This is a genomic window from Amycolatopsis sp. NPDC058278 (assembly GCF_042881395.1).
Taxonomy (GTDB): Bacteria; Actinomycetota; Actinomycetes; order Mycobacteriales; family Pseudonocardiaceae; genus Amycolatopsis.
The window spans coordinates 38,807-59,965 of sequence record NZ_JBHVXZ010000059.1 but is presented as its reverse complement, the minus strand read 5'-3'; the positions used below and the strand labels follow the sequence as shown (position 1 = coordinate 59,965).

Below are 21,159 nucleotides of genomic sequence, written 5' to 3'. Positions count from 1 at the left end.
CCACGCACCGACCAGGCGCAGCGGAACACTCAAGACTTCCTTCTCCCGCTCACTGGTGAACGAGCCGTAGTAAGCGGACAACCTGTCCTCAGCACTCACCGACATAAAAATCTCCTTGTCCGTCCGGTATTCACTGTCCCGCACCCGGAAACGTGGAGAGTCCTCTCCGTTGCGCACAAAAAGGGGCCGGGACGTCGTCGTCCCGGCCCCCGCGAAGAAAGGTCAGTACTCGTCGCGTGGACGCCACCACTGGTACGCCGCGGTCTGCGGCCAGCCCTCCGGCGAGTCCTCCCAGAACTCCTGGCGCCCGTACGGGGTCAGGTCCAGCAGGTTGAGGTCCAGCCGCAGCTTGTCCAGGCCGCGGGAGCCGGTGAAGTACGTCCGGTACACCTTCTCGCCGTCGCGCAGGAACACGCTCAGCGTCGAGCCGGCGCCGGCGCCGCAGTCGTCGTTGAACTCCTGGTCGCACGACAGCCACTTCAGCGGCCAGCCCATGCGCTCCCGGTACTCCTGCAGCTGCGCCTGCGGCGCGGGCGAGACCAGCACCAGCCGGGTGTCGCGCTGCTCCAGGTGCTCCAGGTGCGGCAGGTTGTCCGCCACCGCCGAACAGCCGGGGCACCGGTGGTCCGACCCGGCCTCCATCATGAAGTGGTAGACGATCAGCTGGCGCTGCCCGTCGAACAGGTCGGCCAGCCCGACCTTGTCACCGGCGGCCGTGACGAACACGTAATCCTTCTCGAAGGCGACCATCGGCTGACGGCGGCGCTCGGCGGCCAGTGCGTCGAGGATGCGGGTGACCTCCTTTTCGCGCGCCAACAGCTTCTCGTGAGCGATCTGCCACTCTTGCGGTGACACGATCTTGGGAAGGCTCATTTGTCCTCTCCTCGAGGCAATTCAGGTTGCCTTGTGCAGGTAGATCGATTTGTATTGGAAAAACGTGTCGAAACCCTCGGGTCCCAGCTCGCGGCCGAGCCCGCTCGCCTTGACACCGCCGAACGGCGCGCCCAGGTCGAGGTCGTAGTAGTTCACCCCGACGCTGCCCGAGCGCACCCGCCTGGCCACGGCGATCCCCTCGTCCACGTCGGACGTCCAGATCGTGCCGCCCAGCCCGTATTCGGAGTCGTTGGCGATCGCGACGGCCTCATCGACGTCACGGTACGGGATCACCGCGAGCACCGGCCCGAAGATCTCCTCGCGCGCGATGGGATCGCTGTTGGCCACGTCGGCGAAGACGGTCGGCCGGACGTACCAGCCCCGCTCCTGCTCCGCCGGGACGCCGCCGGCCACCAGCCGCGCGCCGCTGCTCTGCCCGAGCCGCACGTAGGACTCGACGCGCTCGCGGTGCCGCGAGCTGACCATCGGGCCGATTTGCGTCGTGCGGTCGAGCGGGTCGCCGACCTTCAAGGTGTTCGCCAGCCCGGCGACCGCGTCGACCACCTCGTCGTAGCGGGAGCGCGGCGCCAGGATTCGCGTCGAGAGGTAGCAAGCCTGCCCGCTGTTCAGCAGCGCGCACGCAGCGAGCCCCTGCGTGGTGGCGACGAGGTCGGCGTCGTCGAGCACGATGGCGGCCGATTTCCCCCCCAGCTCCAGGGTCACCGGCCGCAGCAGCCTGCCGCAGATCTCGCCCACCTTGCGCCCGGCCGCGGTCGAGCCGGTGAACGCGACGCGGTCGACGCCCGGGTGCGACACCAGGTGCTCGCCGATGTCCGCGCCACCGGTGACGACGTTCAGCACGCCTGGCGGCAGGCCCGCCCGGTCGGCCGCGGCGGCCAGTTCCAGCGCGCCGAACACCGTCTCCGGCGCGGGCTTGAGCACCACCGTGCACCCCGCGGCGAGCGCGGGCGCGACGGTGAACATGGTGATGGGCTGGGGGAAGTTCCACGGCACGACCACCGCGACCACCCCGACCGGCTCGCGCCGGACGATGGTCTCGCCCATCCCGTCGAACCGTTCGCGCCGGTCCTCCACCACGGTCCGCCGGGCCAGCCCCGCGTGGTAGCGGAGCAGCCCGATCGGCGCGCCGCCCTCGCTGGGCAGCGCCACCGAGATCGGCGTTCCATTTTGGACGGACGTGGCCGCGGCTCGCTCCGGGACGGTCTTCTCCAGCTGGATCGCGAAGCGCTCCAGCAGTTCCGCTCGCTCCTCGACCGGCAGGCCGGTCCACGACGGGGTGCCGAACGCACGGCGCGCCGCGGCGACCGCGGCGTCCACATCGGACTCCGAGGCGAGCGGCGTGGTGCCGTTGCGCTCCCCGTCGGCCGGCGAGATCGCCGCGACCGTGCCGCGACCGGGTCTGCGCCATTCGCCGTCGACGTACAGGGCGTGGTAGTCGAAACTCATGGGACCTTCTCCATCCCGGGAAAGGCCCCGGCGGACCACGGGGTCCGCCGGGGCTTGCGAGCGCCGGCTCAGTTGATCGGCGTCTCGATCACTTCTTCGGCAGCCGGCCGCACCTCGACGACCGGCCCGGCCGGCTTCGGCTTGCCGGGCGCGAACAGCGCCACGGCCGTGCCGGCCAGCGCGACGATGCCGCCGAGCACCAATGCCGCCTGGAAGCCGGACAACGACGCTTCGGCCGACTCGAAGCTGCCGTTGGCCGCGAAGGCCGCACCCAGCGCGACGACGCCGAACACCCCGCCCAGCTCGCGCAGCGCGCTGTTCACCCCCGACGCCACGCCGGCGTCCTCCGGCGGGACCGACGCGAACACCAGGTTGATCGTGGTGGGCAGGCACATCGCGATACCCGCGCCGCCGAAGATCAGCGGAACGACCATGCTGCCGTAACCGACGCCGGTCGAGGTGACCAGGCCGATCCAGAGCAGGCCGACGCCCAGCAGCGCCAGGCCGGCGACCATGAACGGCTTGCTGCCGTGCTTGTCGGCCAGCTTGCCCGCGAACGGCGCCACCACCAGCGGCATCGCCGTCCACGCCAGCAACTGCAGACCGCTGACCATGGCGTTGCTGCCCAGGCCGAACTGGAACAGCTGCGCCAGCACGAACAGCGCACCGATCAGGGCGAAGTGCTGGAGGAACGCGGAGATGTTCGCCACGGTGAACCCGCGGTGGCGGAAGTACTCCATCGGGATCATCGGGTACTTCGCCTTGAACTCCCACGCCACGAACACCGCCAGCAGCACCACCCCGCCGAGCACCGAGCCGTAGGCCTCGAACGAGCCCCAGCCGATGGACGGCGCCCGGACCGCGGCCCAGACCAGCCCGAACAGGCCGGCCGAGGCGAGCAGCAGACCGGGCACGTCGATCTTCGGGCGCGGGCCCTTGCTCTCGCGCAGCAGCACCGCGGAACCGACGGTGGCGGCGATCCCGAACGGGACGTTCAGCCAGAAGATCCAGTGCCACGAGATGCCCTGGGTGATGATGCCGCCGACGACGGGGCCCGCCGCGATCGCGATGCCCGCGACGCTGCCCCAGATGCCCATGGCGGCGCCACGCTTCTCCGGCGGCGTGGCGTCGGCCAGCAGCGCGAGGCTGACCGGAATGGACACACCGGCGGCCACGCCCTGGATGACCCGGGCGATGATCAGGATTTCGATCGTGCCCGCGGACGCGGCCATGATCGACGCGATGGTGAACGCGGCCAGGCCGATCACGTACATCCGCCGCCGCCCGAACCGGTCGCCGAGCGCGGCGCCGGTGAGCATCAGGCAGGCGAACGCCAGGTTGTAGGCGTTGATCGTCCACTCCAGGTCGGCGAGACCCGCGCCCAGGTCGACCTTGATCGTGGGTATGGCGGTGACCACGACCATGACGTCCAAAGAGGTCAGGAACGCGCAGACGGACACCAGCGCCAGCGCCCATCCCGGCCGCAGGGGACGTTCGGTCCCGCTAACAGCACTCACGACGGCACCTCCCTGCGGTCCGGTTCCGAAGAATCACCGTCATCACAAGCTCCATTCGTCGCGTTCCCCCCGGCACCCGGTGCGCCGGCGTGGTTCTACCGTTCCTTCACCAGCCGGCCGAACGCCTGCAGTTCGGCGATGTAGAGATCGGGCACCTCCATGGCGGGGAAGTTGCCGCCGCGGTCGTACTCGTTCCAGTGCTGGATCGTGGAGAACTCGCGTTCCGCCCAGCGCCGGACCGGCTTGAACGGGGCGTGGGGGAACACCGCCACCCCGAGCGGCACGGTCAGCTCGAAGTAGCGGCCCGCGCCCGGCGAGATCGGCAGGAAGTCGACGCTCTCGTAGTAGAACTGGCCGGACGAGCCACCGGTCCCGGTCAGCCAGTAGATGGCGGGGATGGCCAGCACCTTGTCGCGGTCGAAGGCGTCCTCCGGCAGCCCGCCGTGGGTGTCGGCCCAGTCGCGGTACTTCTCGATCACCCAGGCGAGCTGGCCGACCGGCGAATCGGTGAGCCCGTAGGCGACCGTGTGCGGGCGGGTCGCCTGCAGCTTCATCGAGCCGGACAGGATCTTCGCGAACGTGTCGGACTTGCCCCAGGAGTGCTGGTCGGCCTCGCTGAGGCCCTCGAGGTCGGCCGGGTCGTCGCCGGGCGCGGTGACCAGGGTGTTGAGGTGCACGGCGAGCACGTGCTCGGCGTCCTGCAGCCCGAGCACCAGCGCGACCCCCGAGCCGAAGTCGACGCCCTGGGCGATGTAGCGCTCGTAGCCCAGGTCCGCCATCAGCTGCGCCCAGGCACGGGCGACGCGCTGGGTGTTCCAGCCGCCTTCCGGTGCCGGGCCGGAGAAGCCGAAGCCGGGCATGGACGGGATGATCAGGTGGAACGCGTCGCCGGGGTCGCCCCCGTGGGCGCGCGGGTCGGTCAGCGGGCCGATCACGTCGAGGAACTCGACCACCGAGCCGGGCCAGCCGTGCGTGATGATCATCGGCGTGGCGTCGGGCTCCGGCGAGCGCACGTGCAGGAAGTGGACGTTCGCCCCGTCGATCGTGGTGGTGAACTGGGGGAACGCGTTGAGCCGCTCCTCGACCTTCCGCCAGTCGAACTCGGTGCGCCAGTACTCGGCGAGGTCCTTCAGGTAGTCGACGGGCACGCCGCGGTCCCAGCCCGCTTCGGGCAGCCCGACCGGCCAGCGGGTGTCGGCCAGCCGCCTGGCCAGGTCGTCCAGCTGGGCCTGGGGGATCTCCACGCGGAAAGGTTGCATTTTTTGGGCGCTCCAATCACGGGGTCACGGCTCCAGCCCGCGAAGCCAGACCACCGGTCTTAGGATCGCGGGCAAGACACCGGATATCATCTTCGAAAATGCTCTGCACCCGAAGGTGGTGGAAAACAACCGCTCAGAGGTAGTCGGTGTTCGGTTCGAGACCGCACAGCAGCCGGCCGTACAGTTCCAGGCTCGTGTCCGGATTGGTCAGCGCGTGAATGGCGACCGCGTTCACGTCGCGCTGGATCCGGGTGATCGGGACGTCGTGGAAAATCGAGGACCCGCCGCTGATGGTGGCGATGAGGTCGACGGCCTGCTTGCACAACTGCGCGACGCGGCCGAGCTGCACCCGCGAGGACGCGCGCTCGGTGACCGTCCACTGCTCGCCCTTGACGAGCTTTTCCTCGACGAGGTCGGCGAAACGATGCGCCCTGGCCTCGGCTTCCTCGATCAGCAGCCCGGCCTCGCCGACACGGATGTGGGTGATCGGCGCTTCGGCCTGGCTCGGGTAGTGCGTGTAGGAAATGCCGCGGCCCGGCAGCCGGTCGAGGAAGCTCTCCAACGCGTACTTCGCCGCGCCGATGAGCTGGCCGGCCGTCGCGACGGTCGACGTCACCAGCATCGGGGTGAGGTGGTAATGGGGCTTCGCGGAATTGACGACGGATTTGCACTGGTCCGTGAAGAAATCGGCGGTCTTCACGATCCGGGACGACGGGACGAACACGTCGTGCGCGGTCACCGTGACGCTGCCGGAACCGGGCAGGCCGTGGGTGTACCAGTCGTCGACGATCTCCAGGTCGGAAACCGGGATCAGCGTGGTGATCGGGCCGTCGGCGGCCTCGGGGCCGTCCGGTACCGCCGCGGTGACCTTCCACTGCGCGTGCAGGATCCCGCTGTTGAACCGCCAGGTGCCCGAGATCCGGTACCCGCCGTCGACCTTCGTCGCGGTGCCGGTGGTGGCGAGCGTGCCGCAGACGCGCACGTTCTCGGTGGCGAAGACCTCGTCGAGCACCTCGTCGGGCCAGAGCCCGGCCATCCAGTTCAGCAGCGCGTAGACGGAAACGCAGAAGGCCGCGGAACTGTTGCCGCGCGCGAGTTCCGCGTGCACGTCGATGAGGGTGTGCGCGTCGCTTTCGTAGCCACCGTACTGCTTCGGCGCCTGCATCTTGAGGATGCCGGAGAGCTCGATGGCGTCGACGACGTCGTCGGGCAGCCTGCGGTGCTCGTCGATCCAGAGCGCCCGCGACCGCAGCAGCGGCACCAGCTTGGACGCGCTCTGAACGAGCTCGTCCCTCGTCGGTGTCTGTGACATTGTGTTCCTCCGCGTCTCGACCGGTGCTCGGCACCCATCGTGCGCGCCGGTGAGAGCCACGGGCGTCTTTTCGAATGCCCGGTCCATAGATGACCGCGGAATTCGCCGCCGCGCGGACCTACGGGGCCAGCATTCCGGCCAGGCCCTCGTACCCGGCTTCCTTCAGCCGCAGCCCGGACTTCGTCGCGTACGCCGCGTCCGCGCGGATCCCCAGCCCCTCCACCATGCGGTTCATGAAGTTGAACAACGCGCACACCAGCACCGCGTCGTGCAGCGCCCGCTCGTCCCAGCCGGCGGCGAACACGGCTTCGGCGTCGGCGTCGGTCATCCGGGACGGCGTCCGGGTCAACTTGCCGACGTAGGCCAGCACGGGCCGGAGCTTGTCGCCGACCGGCGCCGTCGCGAGGTCGTCGAGCGCCGCGGCGAGCAGTCCTGCGGGCACGCCGAACGCCTCGGCGGTCACCGTGTGGATGCCGTGGCAGTAGCCGCAGTCGTTCAGCCCGGACACGTAGGCCGCGATCAGCTCGCGTTCGCCCTCGGTGAACGGCGATTCGCCGCGCAGCACCAGTTCGTGGAAGGCCAGCAGGTGCCGCGCCGGGCCCGGGTGCGCCTGGAACACCTGCAGCAGCGTGGTTTCCTCCGGCAGGGACTTCAGGTACGACATCAGGTGCCTTCCGTTCCGTCGGCGTACCGGTCGGCGAGCGGGTCCACGTCCGCCCGGCGCAGCGAGCACGCGGTCAGATGAGCGATCGTGGCCGCGCCGGCGCCCGGCACGGCCGTCGTGGCCAGCGCGTGGGCCACTTCCCACTCCCGGCGCAACGCGCCGGGAGAGCCCGTCGGGCTCCCGTGGCCGGCGAACGCACGCAGCTCCCGCCAGTACCCGGCGCCCGAGGCGACCAGCGCGGCGAACCCGAACCCACCCGCTCCGTGGCGCGCCTGGTCGACCACCTGGGTCACGAGCGCGGTGTCGTCCGCCAGCCGGGCGAGACCCAGGCCGGCCAGCAGCCGGTCGGCGTCCAGGCCGAGCAGGATGACGCCGGCTTCGACCGAGGCGGGCGCCTCGACGTCGGGCAGCACGAACCGCAGGTCACCGCGGTCAGACATCGGCCGTCACCCGCAGGTCGAGGGCAGCGCCCCGCAGCCGGGCGGCCACCGCCGCGGCGACCCGGGCGGTCGCCACCCGGTGCCCGTCGATGTTGCGGGCGGCCGGGCCGAGCACCATCCCCGCCGCGGCCCCGACGACCGACACCGCGGGCGCGTGCCGGTAGGACAGCGTCGCCTCGTCCAGGTCCGGCCAGCCGTCCCGGGCCCCGACGAGCCCGGCCGGCAGCAGCCCGGTTCCGATCGAGGGGATCGTGCCGAGCGCCAGCACGGCGTCGTCGGCGTCGACGCGACGACCGCTCTCCAGCCGCACCACGGCCGTCCCGGTGACGCCGGCGGAGACTTCCTTGACGGCTTCCCCGCGGTGCACGACCAGGCGGCCTTCGGCCTCGGCCCGTTCGAGCAGCGGCCGGAACTCGAACATGATGGAGGCACGGCGGAACTCGGCGGTGAGGTCGAGGCGCTCGGACCAGCCGACGCCGTCGAACCGCTTCCGGCCCTCGGGCCGGAAGAAGGTGGAGTTCACGTCGGCGCACTGGTAGTGCTCCCGGGCTTCGCGCACCACCCAGTGCACCTCGCGGCCGCCGTCGAGCGCCGCGGCGATGAGGTGGGCCGCGGTGAGCCCGGCGCCGACCACGATCTGCCGCTCGCCGGGGCCGGGCGGCGGCTCGTCCCAGTACGACACGGCGGCGGGCGGCGGGCCACCGCCCCACCACCGCTCGGGGGCGGTCCGGCGTTCCTCGCCGAGGCACAGCACGACGTGCCGGGCGCGGACGGTCGAGCGGGTGGTGTGCACGGCCACCCCGTCGCCGTCCGGGCGCACCCCGGTCACCGAGGCGCACCACAGCTTGTCCCGGACGTGGTGGGTGACCGCGAGGTGGTCGGTGTAGGCGTGGAAGACGTCGACCGGCACGACGGACCGGTGACCGGCCTGCGCCATCCGGATCTCCCGGCGCTCGACCGGGGTGAGCCGGCCCCAGTGCAGCCGGGCGAAGTCGAGCAGCTCGCAGTCGCGGAAGCCCTCGACGCCGGGGTGGTGTTCGTACGGCGACCGCAGCACCCGCTGGTCCAGCCGGTCGATGCGGTCGAAGAACCGGCCGCACGAGCGGCCTTCCCGGTCCAGCACGACCAGCTCGGTGACGCCGTGGTGCCAGAGCGCGGACGCCACCGCCAGCCCGGCGGGGCCGGCGCCGACGATGACGACGTCCGCGGTGGTGGGCGGGACCGGGTCCCGTGGCGGCGGCGCCGGGGCCGACGGCCGGGGCCAGTGCCGGCCGCGCGGCGACTCGAGCAGCCGGGGCTCGGGGATGAACTTGATCACCAGACCGCTTCCGTCCTGGGCGCGCTCAGCCGATCACGGTCACCGGCACGATGAGCTCGATCACCGGCCGCTGCCGCATACCGTCCGCGACCAGCTCGTCGAGCGTCTGGCGCGACTTCTCGGCGCTGTCGGTGGCGATCGGGCTGTAGCGCGAGTAGAAGTAGGTCGGCTTGCGGCCGCCGGTCTCCATCGAATAGGTCTTCAGCACCGTTTCCCCGGGGCGGACCTCGCCGTCGTAGAACGTGAGGCGGCGTTGATCGGGGGTCATGAAGCTCTTCGCGAACTGCGGCGACATGAGCATGGCGTCGTCGACGAAGGTCGACTCCTCGTCCATCACCGCCTGCATCGCGACCCAGGTCTGGTCGGTCAGGTTGGTCTCGGCCTTGATCACCTGCCACCGGCCGGCTTCCGGCAGGCTGATGCTCACCGAGACGTCGTGGTCGGTCGTGTCGATGGCGCCGGTGACCATGAGCACCCGCCGGGCCAGATCGGCCGTACCCACCATCTGGATGTCGCGCGCCCGCACGCGGCTCGATACGTCAAGACCGGGCAATTCTGGTGACGACACGGTACAGCCTCCTCGTTATTCAAGCCCCCGAAAATAACGGTCTGACCTGCGACCTCATGGCAGGTTTTCACACCGCCGAAGACGCTGTCAAGGTGAGGAATGCACGGTCGCGCAACGCATTTGTGGCCGATCGGGCCGGTGATTGTCTAGCCCGTTCAGCCCAGCCGGGTCGCCCAGCGTGACCACGGCCGCTTCCTTCACTCCGGCTCGGCGCCTTCGGGTTGCGACGCGCGGACGCCGAGGTCGTCGTCGATCGTCCCGACGTAGCGGATCTCGAACGCGGAATGAGCACGCTGAACCAAGATCTTCACCACGAGACCCGGTTTCACCATCACCAGTAAATTACCCGGATCGCTGGGGTCGCCGAAAATGTCGTAGACCAGGAACGCAGATCCGTCACCCACGGCGAACAGTGCCTCGTAAACAATGTTCCGCTCCGCCTGCGGCGCCGACTCGGCCCACCGTTCGAGCACCTCGACGCCAGCAGTGAGCTGGAGGCGCACCGCCATCCGCCGGCCTCCCAACCGAGTGTCCGACCGGCTCCGGGCACTCCCGCCGCCGGCGGCGCCGGTGACACCCCGGCCCCGACCGTTCGAGTATCGCGTGGCCGGAGTCCGGAGGTCATCTTCGATAATGCGACGGGTTCAGTTGTAGCCGAGGACGATGTGTTCCCGCAGGTATTCGCGTTCCCGGGGAAGCACGCTTTCCGCCTCGGGGGCCGTCTCCAGGTGCCGGCTGCCCAGAGCTTCCGGGCCGGCGGCCCGATCGGCGGGCGTCGTGGTCTCCATGGCTCCTCCATTCCGTCGGTTCCGTCGATGTGAGGTACACCATCCGCCCCCGGGATCGAGGAATGACCGTGAATCGGTCATGCACCCAGGTGCGCAGCGCACAAGTGGCCGCATGACGGGCCCCTGGAGTGCACTGGAAGCACGACGACCCGGAAGGAGCACCGTGACGACCTCCCACCACCCGCCGAACAACCACCTCAGTGCGGCCGAGAGGCAGCGAACGTGCGCAGCGTGCGGCCGCCCCTTCGAACCGGGCGACCGCACGGGCCTGGAGGTGTTCCTGGACGGCGAAGTCCACTACGCGGCGGTCCACGAGAGCTGCAGCACCTACCCGGCGGCCCGCGAGAGCACGATCGCGGGCAAGCTGCGCCGGATGCGCACCTCGGAGGCAGCCTGACACGCCTCGCGCCCGCGGTCCGGCACTTCGACGACCGGACCCCGGGTACGCTCCCGCCGGCTTCGACGATCCACAGTGGATGGTCGAAGCGGGATCCCGGCAGAACGGCGCACCGGACAACACAACGTGTTCCGCCATCCGGCGGAGCACGCGCTCGAGCCGGTCCGCCCGACGGCGGCCCGGTCTGGGGAAATCACCACCCGATCGGCGCACCGCGGCCGCATCGAGCAGCCCGCCGCCACCCGGTCGGCGCAGCCGAACCGGCGCCCGCCACCGCCGCCGTCGGTGCCACGCCGGCCGCGGGCCCGGGTGAGCGCACACGACCCGCCCCCGCAGCTCCCTCAGCGCGGCAGGCCCGACAACCGCCACGCGCCGGGGCCCGGCCGTGGGCCCGTGTGCGACCGGAACGGGTCCGCCCAAGGGCTCCGCGGCGTCGCTCCCGGCGAGCCCTCACCGCGGGTCACCCCCGCCAGGACCACCAGCAAAGCCGCGAGTTCCGCGTCCTGCGGGTGGCCCCGCACCACGATCCGGGTTGCGTCGTCCTCTGTCACCGGGGCTCCCGCGGTCCGTCAGATCGGCTGGTTGCCGTGCTTGCGGGCCGGCGCAGGCTTGCGCTTGTCGCGGAGCATCGCCAGGCCCCTGGCCAGCGCCGCGCGGGTCTCCGCCGGGTCGATGATGTCGTCCACCAGGCCGCGCTCCGCCGCGTATTGGGGGTTCAAGTACTCCTCGGTGTACTCGGCCACCAGCTTCGCTCGCAAAGCCGCCGGGTCGGGTGCCGCCGCGAGGTCGCGGCGGTGCAGGACGTTCACCGCGCCCTCCGCGCCCATCACCGCGATCTGGTTGGTCGGCCACGCCAGGGACAGGTCGGTGCCGATCGACCGGGAGTCCATCACGATGTACGCGCCGCCGTACGCCTTGCGCAGGATCACCTGGATGCGCGGGACCGTCGCCTCGCAGTAGGCGTGCAGCAGCTGCGCGCCCTGGCGGATGATGCCGCTGCGTTCCTGCTCGACCCCCGGCAGGAAGCCCGGCACGTCCACCAGGCTGACCAGCGGGATGCCGAAGGCGTCGCAGAACCGCACGAACCGGGCCGCCTTCTGCGACGCCGGGCCGTCCAGCACGCCCGCGAAAACCGACGGCTGGTTGCCGACGAACCCCACGACCCGGCCGTCGATCCGGGTGAGCGCGCAGAGCACGTTGCGCGCCCAGCTCTCGTGCAGCTCGAAGAACTCGCCGTCGTCGGCGAGCTCGGCGAACACCTCGCGCATGTCGTACGGCCGGTTCGGCTCGGCCGGCACGATCTCGGCGAGCCGCGGCCGGTAGTCGTCGCGGGCGCCGACCTCGGCGGTTTCCGGCGCCAGCTCCAGGTAGTTGGCCGGCAGCAGCGAAACGAGGTACCGGACGTCGGCGAGGCAGCTCTCCTCGTCGTCGTGCACCACCGTCGCGACACCGGAGTACGACCCGTGGACGTCGGCGCCGCCGAGTTCCTCGTGCGACACGACGTGCCCGCTGACCGCGGCGACGACGTCCGGTCCGGTCAGGTACATCCGCGAGGTGTCGCGGACCATGAACGTGAAGTCGGCCAGCGCGGGCGAGTACGCCGCTCCGCCGGCGCACGGGCCGAGGACGACGCTGATCTGCGGCACCACGCCGGACGCCTCGACCTGGCGGCGGAAGATCCCGCCGTACCCGTTGAGCGCGAGCACGCCCTCCTGGATCCGCGCGCCGCCGCTGTCGTTGAGCCCGATCACCGGGGCGCCGTTGGCGATCGCCAGGTCGAGCACCTTGTGGATCTTCGCCGCGTGCGCTTCGCCGAGCGAACCGCCGAACACGGTGAAGTCCTGGGCGTAGACGAACACCCGCCGGCCGTCGATGGTGCCGGAGCCGGCGATCACGCCGTCGGTGTGCGGGCGGTTCCCGGACGCCGCCTGGTGCCGCCGGTAGGGCTCCAGCTCCAGGAAGGAGTCGTCGTCGAGGAGTACGGCGAGCCGCTCGCGGGCGGTCAGCTTGCCCAGTGAGTGCTGCCGGCGGACGGCGTCGAGCTGCCCGTCGGCGATGTGCGCGCGCAGTTCCTCGCGCCGCTGCCGCAGCAGCCGCATGTCCGGCGCCGCGGGCGGTTCCGCGCCCGCGGGCCGGGTCAGCGAGATCACCCGCGCTTCGCCCGGCTCGCCGGAGCGCACCGGCCGGGACCGCCGGCTCCCGCTGGGGACCGGCACCACTTCGGCGTCGTCCGGCCGCCGGGCTGCGTTGTCGTGCGATCCGCTCACGCGGCATCCCGGGCCCGCGCGAGGTCGTCCCGCTCGATCTCGGCGACGATGTCGGACCACACGATGCCGCGCCCGAGCCGGGGCATCGGCCGCACCGGAACCTCGGCGGGCTCGGGCACGAACCGCCCGGGGTCGGTGGAAGCGCCGGCGTCGCTGGCAGTCATAGCGTGACCTCCTCGGTCGAGGTGCCCCCGGCCTTCCCGGGAGCGGCGGGCAAATCAGCGGGCACGCCCGGCGGCAGGCGAAGCGACGACCCCGCGGGAGCTCGCGCGGCCCGCCTGCCGGGCGGTCAGCACACCGGCGCCGTGCAGCCAGCGAACGGTGTCGGTCACCGTCTCGGCCGCCGGGCGGGCCGGCACTCCCGCGTCCGGGGCCGTGGGCGCGACCGGCTCGGCGACGGCGCAGACGTGGATCGCGCCGTGCTCCGCCGGGATGTGCCACGGCCACGCCCGCTGCAGCAGCCCGCCCAGGCGCCCGACCGGGGTCAGGAGCGCGGGCGGGAGGAACACCGCGGGCAGCCGGCGGCCGGTCGCCGCGCGAACCAGGTCCAGGTAACCGCGGGTGGTCACGAAGTGGCCGGGCCCGAAGTAGGCGGGCCCCACCGGCCCCGGGGCCGTCAGCACCGCCGCCAGCTGGGCGGCCGTGTCGCGGACGTCGCCGATCGGCAGCCCACCGGACGGCCAGAACGGCATCAGCCCGCGCAGCAGGTCACGCAGGCGGGCGTTCTGGTCGCCCAGCCGCGGGTCCTCCGGCCCGAGCAGCGCCGGCGGGTAGACGATCGTCACCGGGACACCCTCGTCGCGGTGGCGCCGCGCGATCCGCTCCGCCGCGGCTTTCGCCGCCAGGTACGGCTCCCGCGACGTGCCCACCGGCGTCTCCGGCCCGATGCTCCCGGCCGCCGGGTACAGCGCACCCACGGTCGAGACGTGCACGATCCGCCCGGCGCCGGCGGCCCGCGCGGCCGCCAGCACCGTCTCCGTGCCGGCCACGTTCACCCGCGCCAGCTCGGCCCGGCGGCGGCTGTCGAACGAGTAGACGCCGGCCGCGTGCAGGACGGCGTCCGCGCCCGCGACCAGCCGGGCGACCGCCACCTCGTCGGTGACGTCGCCCGGCACGACCTCGACGCCGTCCGGCACGCTCCCGGCGGCCGGGACCCGGGCGAGTACGCGCACCCGGGCTCCGGCCGCCACCAGCAGCGCGACCGTGTGGGCACCGAGGAACCCGGTCCCGCCGGTCACCGCGATCACCATGACTCCGCTCCCCTCACGCCGCGCGGGCGCGCCCGTCGACCTCGTGGTAGCCGCCGCCGTAGAAGACCAGCGCGTGGTCCCCGGTGCCGCGGCTGGTGGCGAGCACCCGGCCGAGGAAGATCGAGTGGTCACCACCTTCGAGCGTCTCGGCCAGCTCGCACTCCAGCCAGGCCAGCGTTCCGTTGAGCAGGGGGGCGCCGGTGTGCGCCCCCGCCGTCCAGCCCACGGCGTCGAACTGGGCCAGCCCGTCGGGCCGCCGCCAGTCGGCGAAGTACTTCGACAGGTCCTGCTGCCCGGCGGCGAGGATGTTCACGCCGAACGCCCCCGCCGTGATGATGGAGTTGTGCATGCGAGCCGCCTTCGACACGCAGCACAGCACCATCGGGGGTTCCAGCGAGACCGACGAGAACGCGTTCGCGGTCATCCCGTGCGCGTCCTCGCCGCCCGCCGTCAGGACCGTCACGCCGCTGGCGAACTGCGCCATCACCTGGCGCAGCCCCTGCTGGGCGGTGAAACCGCGGCGTGCCGGCGACGTCGGGAGGCGCTTGAGCACGGTCGTCTCGGAGGACTCTCGTTCGTCGCCCACTTCAGGCTCCCTTGCCGTTGACCGCGGCCGTCGAGTAGGGCACCAGCGCCTCGCGCAGCTGCTCGGGGACCCGCGACGGCACGGTGGCCGTGTTGGGCCCGCGCATGCAGGCGATGCGTTGCCGTCCCCGCGCCACCAGCCGCTCGTCGCCGCCCTCGGTGAGGTGGACGTAGTCGAAGGCGAACTGGATCTGCGTCGAGGTGAGCTCCTCCAGCCGCAGCCGGATGGACAGCTCGTCGAACGCGGTGATCTCGGCGAAGAACTCGCACTCCACCTTGAGGGTGAACAGCTTGAGGTCGTGCCGGACCTCCTCGAGCACCGCCGGGGCCTTCTCCTTGAGGAACATCTCGCGGCAGCGGCCCTGCCAGCGCACGTAGTTCACGTAGTACACGTTGCCCACCAGGTTGGTCTCTTCGAAGCCGACCGTGTGGCGGATCTCGTAGTAGTCGGACATCTCAGTTCCCCTCTGCGTGGAGCACGGCGAAGACGATCGGGTCGGTCCGGTCGTTGACGGTGGTCGACCAGGTGGCGATCCGGGCGCTGCCGGAGGCGAGCAGCGCCCACCCGTCGGCGTCGACCTGGCGCACGGTCAGCGCCTGCGTCATCGAGCCGGTCTTGCGGACGCACTCCAGGGCGCTCCAGACCCGCGTGTTGGCGACGCTGATCGGTTCCCCGGTGTCCGCGGCCAGCAGGCGGCCGAGGGCGAGCAGTTCCTCGCCCAGCAGCCCGGCCCAGTCCTCTTCGGTGCGTTCGATCGCCGTCTCGATGTCGCAGGCGACCTGGTCGGGGCCGGCGGCCACGAGGGTCAGCTCCGAGGTGTGCGACGCGGTGACGTGCACACCGCCGTCGCATTCCGGCTTGCCGTCCGGGCGGTACCGGACCTCGACCGGCCGGTCGAGCGCCCGGCCCGCGGCCAGCGCGGTCTGCGCCCGCCGCTCGGCGACGCCCTCGGCCGGGTGCCCGGCCGGGTCCGGTTCCAGCACCACCGCCCGCGTCCCGCCGAGCAGCCGCTCGCAGGCACGCTCCACATAGGACCCGAGCATCGACGGGACCCACGGCCCGGCGCCGTCGCGCTTGCGGACCGCGCGCAGCTTCAGGCCTTCCCAGCGCTCGACCAGCGTCCCGTCCGGGTTGCGCACGTCGAGGTCGTAGACGTAGCTGTCGCCGTCCTGGCTGCGTTCCTTCGCGTCCAGCAGCACGTACTCGTCGTGCTGGGCGCCCGGCTCGGCCAGGTACAGCTTCTCGATGCCCTGCGGCAGCAGCGTCGCGTCCGGGACGCAGCACTGGATCGCGTGCATCATCGCGTCCCGGGTGCCGGGGTCGGCCAGCAGCCGCTCCTGCGGGAGGAACGGGGCGAACCAGGAGTGGTCCGCGCTGGTCGAGATCTCGGCGACCGCGTGCCGGGCGCTCGCCCGGCGGTAGCCGAGGACCCGCTGGAACCGCTTGCCCTGGAACAGGACCGAGCCGTACAGCTCGCTGATCGGCTCCACCGGAACCGGCGGCAGCGCGACGTCCCGCGCCACCCGCTCGCCGATCTCCGCCGGCCGGGCGAAGCTCAGCCGCGCCTTGAAGTGGTCGGCGCTGAAGCCGGTCTCGTCGCTGCGGATCACGACGTCGACGGTGTCGGCGTCGCGGGCCAGCGTGGCCAGCCGGATCGTGGTCGACCCGCCCGGCGAGACGATGATCGGCCGGAGGAACTCGACGTCCGACAGCACCGGGGTGCCGGTGCGGTCCAGCGTCGCGGCCGCGGCCTGCGTCATGGCCTCCATGCCGATGACCGCGGGGAACAGCAGCTGCCCGTCCAGCAGGTGGTCGGTCAGGTACGGGTCCGCCCCGTCGGACAGGTCCGCCTCGGTGATCAGCTCGACGCCCGGGTAGTGCACGACCGCGCGGTCGACGAACCGGGACAGCGGCAGCTCGCGCTTCTGGATCGGCAGCGTGGCCAGGCCCGACGTGCGGCCGCAGACCACCAGCACCGGCGGCGCGGCCGGGTCGGCCAGCACCTGGCGGAGGATGGTGATGCCCTCCTCGGTGGGGATCGGCGTGATGCCGTCGCGCATCAGGGCGCTGACCACGCCGAGTTTCTCGCCCATGCCGGTACCGGACCAGACCGACCACTCCAGCGCGATCGCCCGCGCCTGCGGGTGTTCCTGGCCGAAGCGCAGGGTCAGCTCGGTCATCCAGTCGTTCGCCGTGGCGTAGTGCGCTTCCCCGCGCAGGCCCGCCCGGCCGATGATGCTGCCGAAGGTGACCAGGAGCTTGATCTTGTCCTGGTCCACCGCGGCGAGCACCGCGTTGAGCCCGCCGATCTTCGGGGCGAGGGTCTTGCGGAAGCTGTCCTCGGTCAGGCTGAACAGAGCGGCCGGCTCGTTGCGGCCGGCGCCGTGCAGCACCGCGGTGACCGTGCCGAGCTCGGCCTGGACCCGGGCGACCGCCTCGGCGATCTGGGGTGCGCTGGTGACGTCGGCGCGCTCGTAGCGGTAGCGGATGCCCGCCGCCTCCATGCGGTCGAGGTTCTCCGCCAGCTCGGTGTCGGTCTCCGGGTCACTGCGCCCGAGCAGGGCCAGCTTGGCCCCGGAGTCCTTGGCCAGCGCCAGCGCGCTCTCCGCGGTGATGCCCTTGCCGCCCCCGGTGACCAGCAGGACGTCGGAGGAGTCCAGCGAGTCGCGGATCGGGCCGGCCTTGGGGGCCGGCAGCGCGGACAGCCGCGGCACCGTGCGCCCGCCGTCGGCGCCGTAGCGGGCTTCGGTGAAGTCCGTGGTCCCGGCGACCTCGGCCACCACGGTGTGCACGGCTTCGGTGATGGCGTCCGCCCCCGCGGGGGCGGGGTCGGCGAGGTCGACGATCGTCGTCTTCGCCGAGGGGTCCTCCAGGCGCAGGGTCCTGGCCAGGCCGGCGGCGCCGTAGCCGTGGTGCACGACCACGAAGCGCGTGCCGTTCGGGGCGGCCATGACGGCGCGGCCGGCGTCGAGGAACAGCCCGACGTGGCTGGAGTTGCAATCCGCCGGCAGGCAGAGCAGGACGCCGTCCCCCACGCCGGACGCGGCGAGCGCGGCCTTCAGCGGTTCGGCCAGCGGATGCCGTGCGGTCGAGAAGACCCGCCAGTCGGCGCGGCCGGCACCCGGCGTCAAGTCGGCCGAGGGCCGCGGCGCGGGCACGTACTCGACCGCGAACGGCCGGACCCACGGGCCGACGCCCGGGGCTTCGCCGGCCCCCGAGTCGGACGGCTTCGCCGTCTGCGCCAGCTCGTCGATCATCTCGGCGAGCTCACCGAGACACACCGTCGCGAAGTTCGGCATGCCTTCGAGCGCGGGCCGGCCCAGCGCCCGGGTGACGTCGTTGACCAGCTGCCCGACCGTGATCGACGACAGGTGCAGGTCGTCGAGCGGGTGGGTGTCGGCCGTGACGGCCTCCAGCGGCAGCTCGACGCGCTCGGCGGCGAGCTTGCGCAGCAGGTCCAGGGTCGACCCGGAGTCGGACTCGCCGGTGGCGTCGGCGTCGGCGGCCTGGGCCTTCTCCGCGGCGAGCTCGGCGGCCAGCTCGCTGTCGATCGACGGCGCCGCCTCGCAGGGGCTGGCGAGGAAGTTGAACTCGCCGTCGGCGGGCAGGGCGCGCACGACGCGCCCTTCGAACAGCGCGTCGGTCGTGATCGGGGCGCCGAGCGCGAACGCCGCGCCGACGACCCGCAGCAGGGCCTGCAGCGACGCGTTGTCCGTGTCGATCGCGAGCACCGGCGTCTCCGGCGCGATCTCCTCGAAGAGCCCGGTCAGCACCCGGCCGGGACCGACCTCGACCACCAGGTCGCTGCGCTCGGCCACCTTGGCGGCGGCTTCGCGGAAGCGGACCGGCAGCACGATCTGGTCGCGCAGCAGCTCGGGCAGGTTCTCGGCGGTGTGCAGCACCTCGCCGCTGACCGTCGAGACGACGGGCCGCTCGAGCCGGGCGAAGGTGAACTCGCCCAGCCGCTCGGTCATCGCGTTCGCGGCCGGTTCGACGGCCGGCGAGTGGAAGGCGTGCGAGACCTTGATGCGGGTCGCGCCGACGCCCTGGGCCTTGGCCCGGGCGACGATCTTGTCGATCGATCCGGCGGGGCCGGAGATCACGGTCTGCTCGGGCGCGTTGTACCCGGCGATGACGACGTCGGTGCCCAGGCCCAGTTCCTCGACCCGGCCGGGCGAGGCGGCGATCCCGGCCATGGCACCGGTGCCGTCGCCGGTCGTCGTGGCCATCACCTTGCCGCGGACCTTCGCCAGCTCCAGCAACCCGCGTTCGTCGAGCGCGCCGCCCCAGTGCAGGGCGGTCAGCTCGCCGAGGCTGTGCCCGGTCGCGGTGGCGGCTTCGATGCCGAAGGAGCGCAGCACCCGCAGCGCGGCCAGCGAACCGGTGACGATCCGCGGCTGGGCCACCTCGGTGGCGACCTGGTCGCCGGTGACCGGCAGGGCCGCGGCGCGGTAGACCTCCTCGGCCGCGGTGAACCGGCGGCGCAGGGCGCTGTCGCCGCCGCGTCCGGAACCCTGACCGGGGAACAGGTAGCCGATCTTCGGCGCGGTGCCGCGGCTGCTCGCGAAGATGCCGTCGGCCGAGTCGAAGACCGAGTCATCGGACTCCAGCTGTTCCAGCAGCTTCGTCAGCTTCCGCTCGGCGTGCTCCGGGTTGGCCGCGACGACCGCGGCGCGCACCGCCCGCCCGGCCAGCCTCCCGGCCAGCTCGCCGGCGAGGTCGGTCAGCTCGGCGAACGACAGCTTGGGCACGACCTCCAGCGTCGCCGCGATGTTCCCGCGCAGGGTCGCGACGTCGTCGGCGTCGAACAGCAGCAGCTCGGCGTCCTGCCGGCCGGCCACCAGGGTGCGGGCCCGCTCGTCGAGCTCGCGGCGGCGCGCGGCGGTCGGCGCCTCGGTGACGGTGACGTGGGAGTTGATGCCGCCGAAGCCCATCGCGGAGACGCCGGCGCGCACCGGCTGGTCCGTCGGCCAGAGGGACGCGTCGCGCGGGACGTACATCCGCGCCGACGACCCGGTCAGCGACTCGTGCGGCTCGTAGTGCCCGGTGGCCGGCGGGATGACCTGGTGGTACACCGCCAGCGTCGCCTTGATCAGGCCGGCGACCCCGGCCGCGGCCTTGGTGTGCCCGATGTTGCCCTTGATGGTCGACAGCGCGGCCTGCTTGGCCAGCGGGTCGGCGTCGCGGCGGGCGGTGGACAGCGCCTCGATCTCGGTGGCGTCACCCAGCGCGGTGCCGGTGCCGTGGCCCTCGAAGTAGGAGACGCTCTCGACGCCGTACCCGGCGCGGTCGTAGGCGCGCTTGAGGGCCAGCCGGTGCCCGGCGGCCTCGGGCCGCGTGATGCCGCCCTTGCCGTCGGAGGAGACGCCCCAGCCGCCGATCGACGCGTAGATCCGCCGGCCCTGCTCCAGCGCGTCGCTCTCGCGCATCAGGACGAGCATGCCCGAGCCCTCACCGGGCCAGAAGCCGTTGGAGTCGGCGTCGTAGACCTTCATCTCGCGCTTGGCCAGCGCGCCGGTCTTCGCGAAGCCGATCACCTCGAACGGGTCGATCGAGAGGTCGACGCCGCCGGCGATGGCGAGGTCGAGGTCGCCCTGCACGAGCGCGTTGGCCGCGGTCACCACGGACAGCAGCGAGGATGAGCAGGCGCCGTCGACGGTGTACCCGCCGCCGGCGAAGTCGAAGTGGTTGCACACGCGACCGGCGATGGTGTTCGCCAGGCCACCGGCGAGGCTGTCCTCGTTGATCTCGGGGAACGGTTCCTTGTACTGGACCTCGAGTTCACGCAGGAAGCTCGCGGTGTCCTCGTCCTCCCAGCCGCGGGCGGTCAGCGCCGCCGCGACCGTGCGGCGGACGTACGGCCAGCGCAGCCGCATGATGTTCGCCCGGGAGAACTCGCCCGTGAGGCTGTTGCCGATGACCACACCGGTGCTCTGCCGCGGGGCTCCGTCGCCTTCACCGAAACCGGCGTCCGCCAGCGCCGCGGCGGCGACGTCGAGCGCCAGCCAGTGCGTCGTGTCGGTCGCCCGGAAGGTACTGCCGGCGACCTTGTGCGCCACCCGGTCGAACTCGTAGTCCCGCAGCACGGCCGCCTTGGACGCGTAGAAGCGGTCCGGCGCCTTCGGGTCGGGCGAGTAGTAGTCCGCCCGGTTCATCCGTTCGTCCGGCAGCCTGCGGAACGCACGGCGCCCGGCCAGCACGTTTTCCCAGAGCTCCTCCGGAGAACTCGCATCGGGGTATCGGAGACCGATACCGACGATCGAAATCCGCTCTACGCTCATGCCACCGCACTCCCACTGGCTCTCGAGCCCCGTATCACCGGAACCATCAGGTTCCCGTTGTCCTCCGGGGCGGGACACCGGTCCCGCCGCCGTCTCCGCCTTCGGGCCGCGGCGGCGCCGCTGCCCGGATTCACCCGGTCCGCCGGGTCACGGAGTCCAGCATCTCCTCCGG

19 protein-coding genes are annotated in these 21,159 nt (G+C 72.1%); 1 reads left to right on the top strand and 18 read right to left on the bottom strand.

What is annotated here, in order from left to right; all coding sequences use genetic code 11:
* Nucleotides 1–222: 222 nt before the first annotated feature.
* The 11 genes from ACFVYA_RS28195 to ACFVYA_RS28145 form a co-directional block, all read right to left on the bottom strand.
* Nucleotides 223–873 carry a DUF899 domain-containing protein gene (locus tag ACFVYA_RS28195; RefSeq protein WP_387049230.1) on the bottom strand — a complete coding sequence of 217 codons (651 nt, stop codon included), beginning with the start codon at nucleotides 871–873 and terminating at the stop codon, nucleotides 223–225.
* Between the two features lie 21 nt (nucleotides 874–894).
* Entirely contained in the window at nucleotides 895–2,340 is a 1,446-nt protein-coding gene (locus ACFVYA_RS28190; RefSeq protein ID WP_387049229.1) for an aldehyde dehydrogenase, read from the bottom strand.
* Between the two features lie 68 nt (nucleotides 2,341–2,408).
* Nucleotides 2,409–3,857 (bottom strand): MFS transporter, encoded by a 1,449-nt coding sequence (locus ACFVYA_RS28185; protein WP_387049228.1) that lies wholly within the window; start codon nucleotides 3,855–3,857, stop codon nucleotides 2,409–2,411.
* A gap of 95 nt (nucleotides 3,858–3,952) precedes the next feature.
* Complete coding sequence (locus tag ACFVYA_RS28180; protein WP_387049226.1) at nucleotides 3,953–5,116, bottom strand: epoxide hydrolase family protein; 1,164 nt, start codon at nucleotides 5,114–5,116, stop codon at nucleotides 3,953–3,955.
* A gap of 133 nt (nucleotides 5,117–5,249) precedes the next feature.
* Complete coding sequence (locus ACFVYA_RS28175) at nucleotides 5,250–6,428, bottom strand: acyl-CoA dehydrogenase family protein (protein ID WP_387049224.1); 1,179 nt, start codon at nucleotides 6,426–6,428, stop codon at nucleotides 5,250–5,252.
* Between the two features lie 118 nt (nucleotides 6,429–6,546).
* A complete protein-coding gene (locus ACFVYA_RS28170; RefSeq protein WP_285985284.1) occupies nucleotides 6,547–7,092 on the bottom strand; it encodes a carboxymuconolactone decarboxylase family protein in 546 nt (181 codons plus the stop codon).
* Complete coding sequence (locus ACFVYA_RS28165) at nucleotides 7,092–7,532, bottom strand: DUF6187 family protein (protein WP_387049222.1); 441 nt, start codon at nucleotides 7,530–7,532, stop codon at nucleotides 7,092–7,094. The genes ACFVYA_RS28170 and ACFVYA_RS28165 overlap by 1 nt, the downstream gene beginning before the upstream one ends.
* Entirely contained in the window at nucleotides 7,525–8,850 is a 1,326-nt protein-coding gene (locus ACFVYA_RS28160) for an FAD/NAD(P)-binding protein (protein ID WP_387049220.1), read from the bottom strand. Before ACFVYA_RS28160 ends, ACFVYA_RS28165 begins: the two co-directional genes overlap by 8 nt.
* Before the next feature lie 25 nt (nucleotides 8,851–8,875).
* Complete coding sequence (locus ACFVYA_RS28155) at nucleotides 8,876–9,355, bottom strand: DUF6423 family protein (RefSeq protein ID WP_353069583.1); 480 nt, start codon at nucleotides 9,353–9,355, stop codon at nucleotides 8,876–8,878.
* A gap of 260 nt (nucleotides 9,356–9,615) precedes the next feature.
* Entirely contained in the window at nucleotides 9,616–9,927 is a 312-nt protein-coding gene (locus ACFVYA_RS28150) for a DUF6235 family protein (protein ID WP_285985288.1), read from the bottom strand.
* A 135-nt stretch (nucleotides 9,928–10,062) separates the two neighbouring features.
* Complete coding sequence (locus tag ACFVYA_RS28145) at nucleotides 10,063–10,206, bottom strand: hypothetical protein (protein WP_387049218.1); 144 nt, start codon at nucleotides 10,204–10,206, stop codon at nucleotides 10,063–10,065.
* A gap of 163 nt (nucleotides 10,207–10,369) precedes the next feature.
* Here ACFVYA_RS28145 and ACFVYA_RS28140 point away from each other — a divergent pair, with 163 nt between their 5' ends.
* Nucleotides 10,370–10,603 (top strand): hypothetical protein, encoded by a 234-nt coding sequence (locus ACFVYA_RS28140; protein WP_387049216.1) that lies wholly within the window; start codon nucleotides 10,370–10,372, stop codon nucleotides 10,601–10,603.
* Nucleotides 10,604–10,944: 341 nt separating this feature from the next.
* On the opposite strand, the gene ACFVYA_RS28135 is transcribed toward ACFVYA_RS28140, so the two are convergent.
* Genes ACFVYA_RS28135 through ACFVYA_RS28105 form a run of 7 tightly spaced genes read right to left on the bottom strand, consistent with a single transcriptional unit; the run spans nucleotide 10,945 to nucleotide 20,987 of the window.
* On the bottom strand, nucleotides 10,945–11,154 hold the full coding sequence (locus ACFVYA_RS28135) for an acyl-CoA carboxylase subunit epsilon (protein WP_387049214.1): 210 nt from the start codon (nucleotides 11,152–11,154) through the stop codon (nucleotides 10,945–10,947).
* Between the two features lie 18 nt (nucleotides 11,155–11,172).
* A complete protein-coding gene (locus tag ACFVYA_RS28130; protein ID WP_387049212.1) occupies nucleotides 11,173–12,870 on the bottom strand; it encodes an acyl-CoA carboxylase subunit beta in 1,698 nt (565 codons plus the stop codon).
* Nucleotides 12,867–13,034 (bottom strand): DUF6222 family protein, encoded by a 168-nt coding sequence (locus ACFVYA_RS28125; RefSeq protein ID WP_285985293.1) that lies wholly within the window; start codon nucleotides 13,032–13,034, stop codon nucleotides 12,867–12,869. The genes ACFVYA_RS28130 and ACFVYA_RS28125 overlap by 4 nt, the downstream gene beginning before the upstream one ends.
* Nucleotides 13,035–13,088: 54 nt before the next feature.
* Nucleotides 13,089–14,120 carry an SDR family NAD(P)-dependent oxidoreductase gene (locus ACFVYA_RS28120; RefSeq protein ID WP_387049210.1) on the bottom strand — a complete coding sequence of 344 codons (1,032 nt, stop codon included), beginning with the start codon at nucleotides 14,118–14,120 and terminating at the stop codon, nucleotides 13,089–13,091.
* A gap of 13 nt (nucleotides 14,121–14,133) precedes the next feature.
* Entirely contained in the window at nucleotides 14,134–14,706 is a 573-nt protein-coding gene (locus ACFVYA_RS28115; RefSeq protein WP_285985295.1) for a flavin reductase family protein, read from the bottom strand.
* A 1-nt stretch (nucleotide 14,707) separates the two neighbouring features.
* Nucleotides 14,708–15,160, bottom strand: a complete 453-nt coding sequence (locus tag ACFVYA_RS28110) for a thioesterase family protein (RefSeq protein ID WP_013228629.1) — start codon at nucleotides 15,158–15,160, stop codon at nucleotides 14,708–14,710.
* 1 nt (nucleotide 15,161) lies between these two features.
* Complete coding sequence (locus ACFVYA_RS28105; RefSeq protein ID WP_387049208.1) at nucleotides 15,162–20,987, bottom strand: SDR family NAD(P)-dependent oxidoreductase; 5,826 nt, start codon at nucleotides 20,985–20,987, stop codon at nucleotides 15,162–15,164.
* Nucleotides 20,988–21,159: the final 172 nt, after the last annotated feature.

Excerpts from the sequence above, each read along its gene's own strand:
- ACFVYA_RS28195 (WP_387049230.1), bottom strand. The coding sequence starts at position 873 with ATGAGCCTTCCCAAGATCGTGTCACCGCAAGAGTGGCAGATCGCTCAC.
- ACFVYA_RS28190 (WP_387049229.1), bottom strand. The coding sequence starts at position 2,340 with ATGAGTTTCGACTACCACGCCCTGTACGTCGACGGCGAATGGCGCAGA.
- ACFVYA_RS28180 (WP_387049226.1), bottom strand. The coding sequence starts at position 5,116 with ATGCAACCTTTCCGCGTGGAGATCCCCCAGGCCCAGCTGGACGACCTG.
- ACFVYA_RS28175 (WP_387049224.1), bottom strand. The coding sequence starts at position 6,428 with ATGTCACAGACACCGACGAGGGACGAGCTCGTTCAGAGCGCGTCCAAG.
- ACFVYA_RS28170 (WP_285985284.1), bottom strand. The coding sequence starts at position 7,092 with ATGTCGTACCTGAAGTCCCTGCCGGAGGAAACCACGCTGCTGCAGGTG.
- ACFVYA_RS28165 (WP_387049222.1), bottom strand. The coding sequence starts at position 7,532 with ATGTCTGACCGCGGTGACCTGCGGTTCGTGCTGCCCGACGTCGAGGCG.
- ACFVYA_RS28155 (WP_353069583.1), bottom strand. The coding sequence starts at position 9,355 with ATGGTGGGTACGGCCGATCTGGCCCGGCGGGTGCTCATGGTCACCGGC.
- ACFVYA_RS28150 (WP_285985288.1), bottom strand. The coding sequence starts at position 9,927 with ATGGCGGTGCGCCTCCAGCTCACTGCTGGCGTCGAGGTGCTCGAACGG.
- ACFVYA_RS28145 (WP_387049218.1), bottom strand. The coding sequence starts at position 10,206 with ATGGAGACCACGACGCCCGCCGATCGGGCCGCCGGCCCGGAAGCTCTG.
- ACFVYA_RS28125 (WP_285985293.1), bottom strand. The coding sequence starts at position 13,034 with ATGACTGCCAGCGACGCCGGCGCTTCCACCGACCCCGGGCGGTTCGTG.
- ACFVYA_RS28120 (WP_387049210.1), bottom strand. The coding sequence starts at position 14,120 with ATGGTGATCGCGGTGACCGGCGGGACCGGGTTCCTCGGTGCCCACACG.
- ACFVYA_RS28110 (WP_013228629.1), bottom strand. The coding sequence starts at position 15,160 with ATGTCCGACTACTACGAGATCCGCCACACGGTCGGCTTCGAAGAGACC.
- ACFVYA_RS28105 (WP_387049208.1), bottom strand. The coding sequence starts at position 20,987 with ATGAGCGTAGAGCGGATTTCGATCGTCGGTATCGGTCTCCGATACCCC.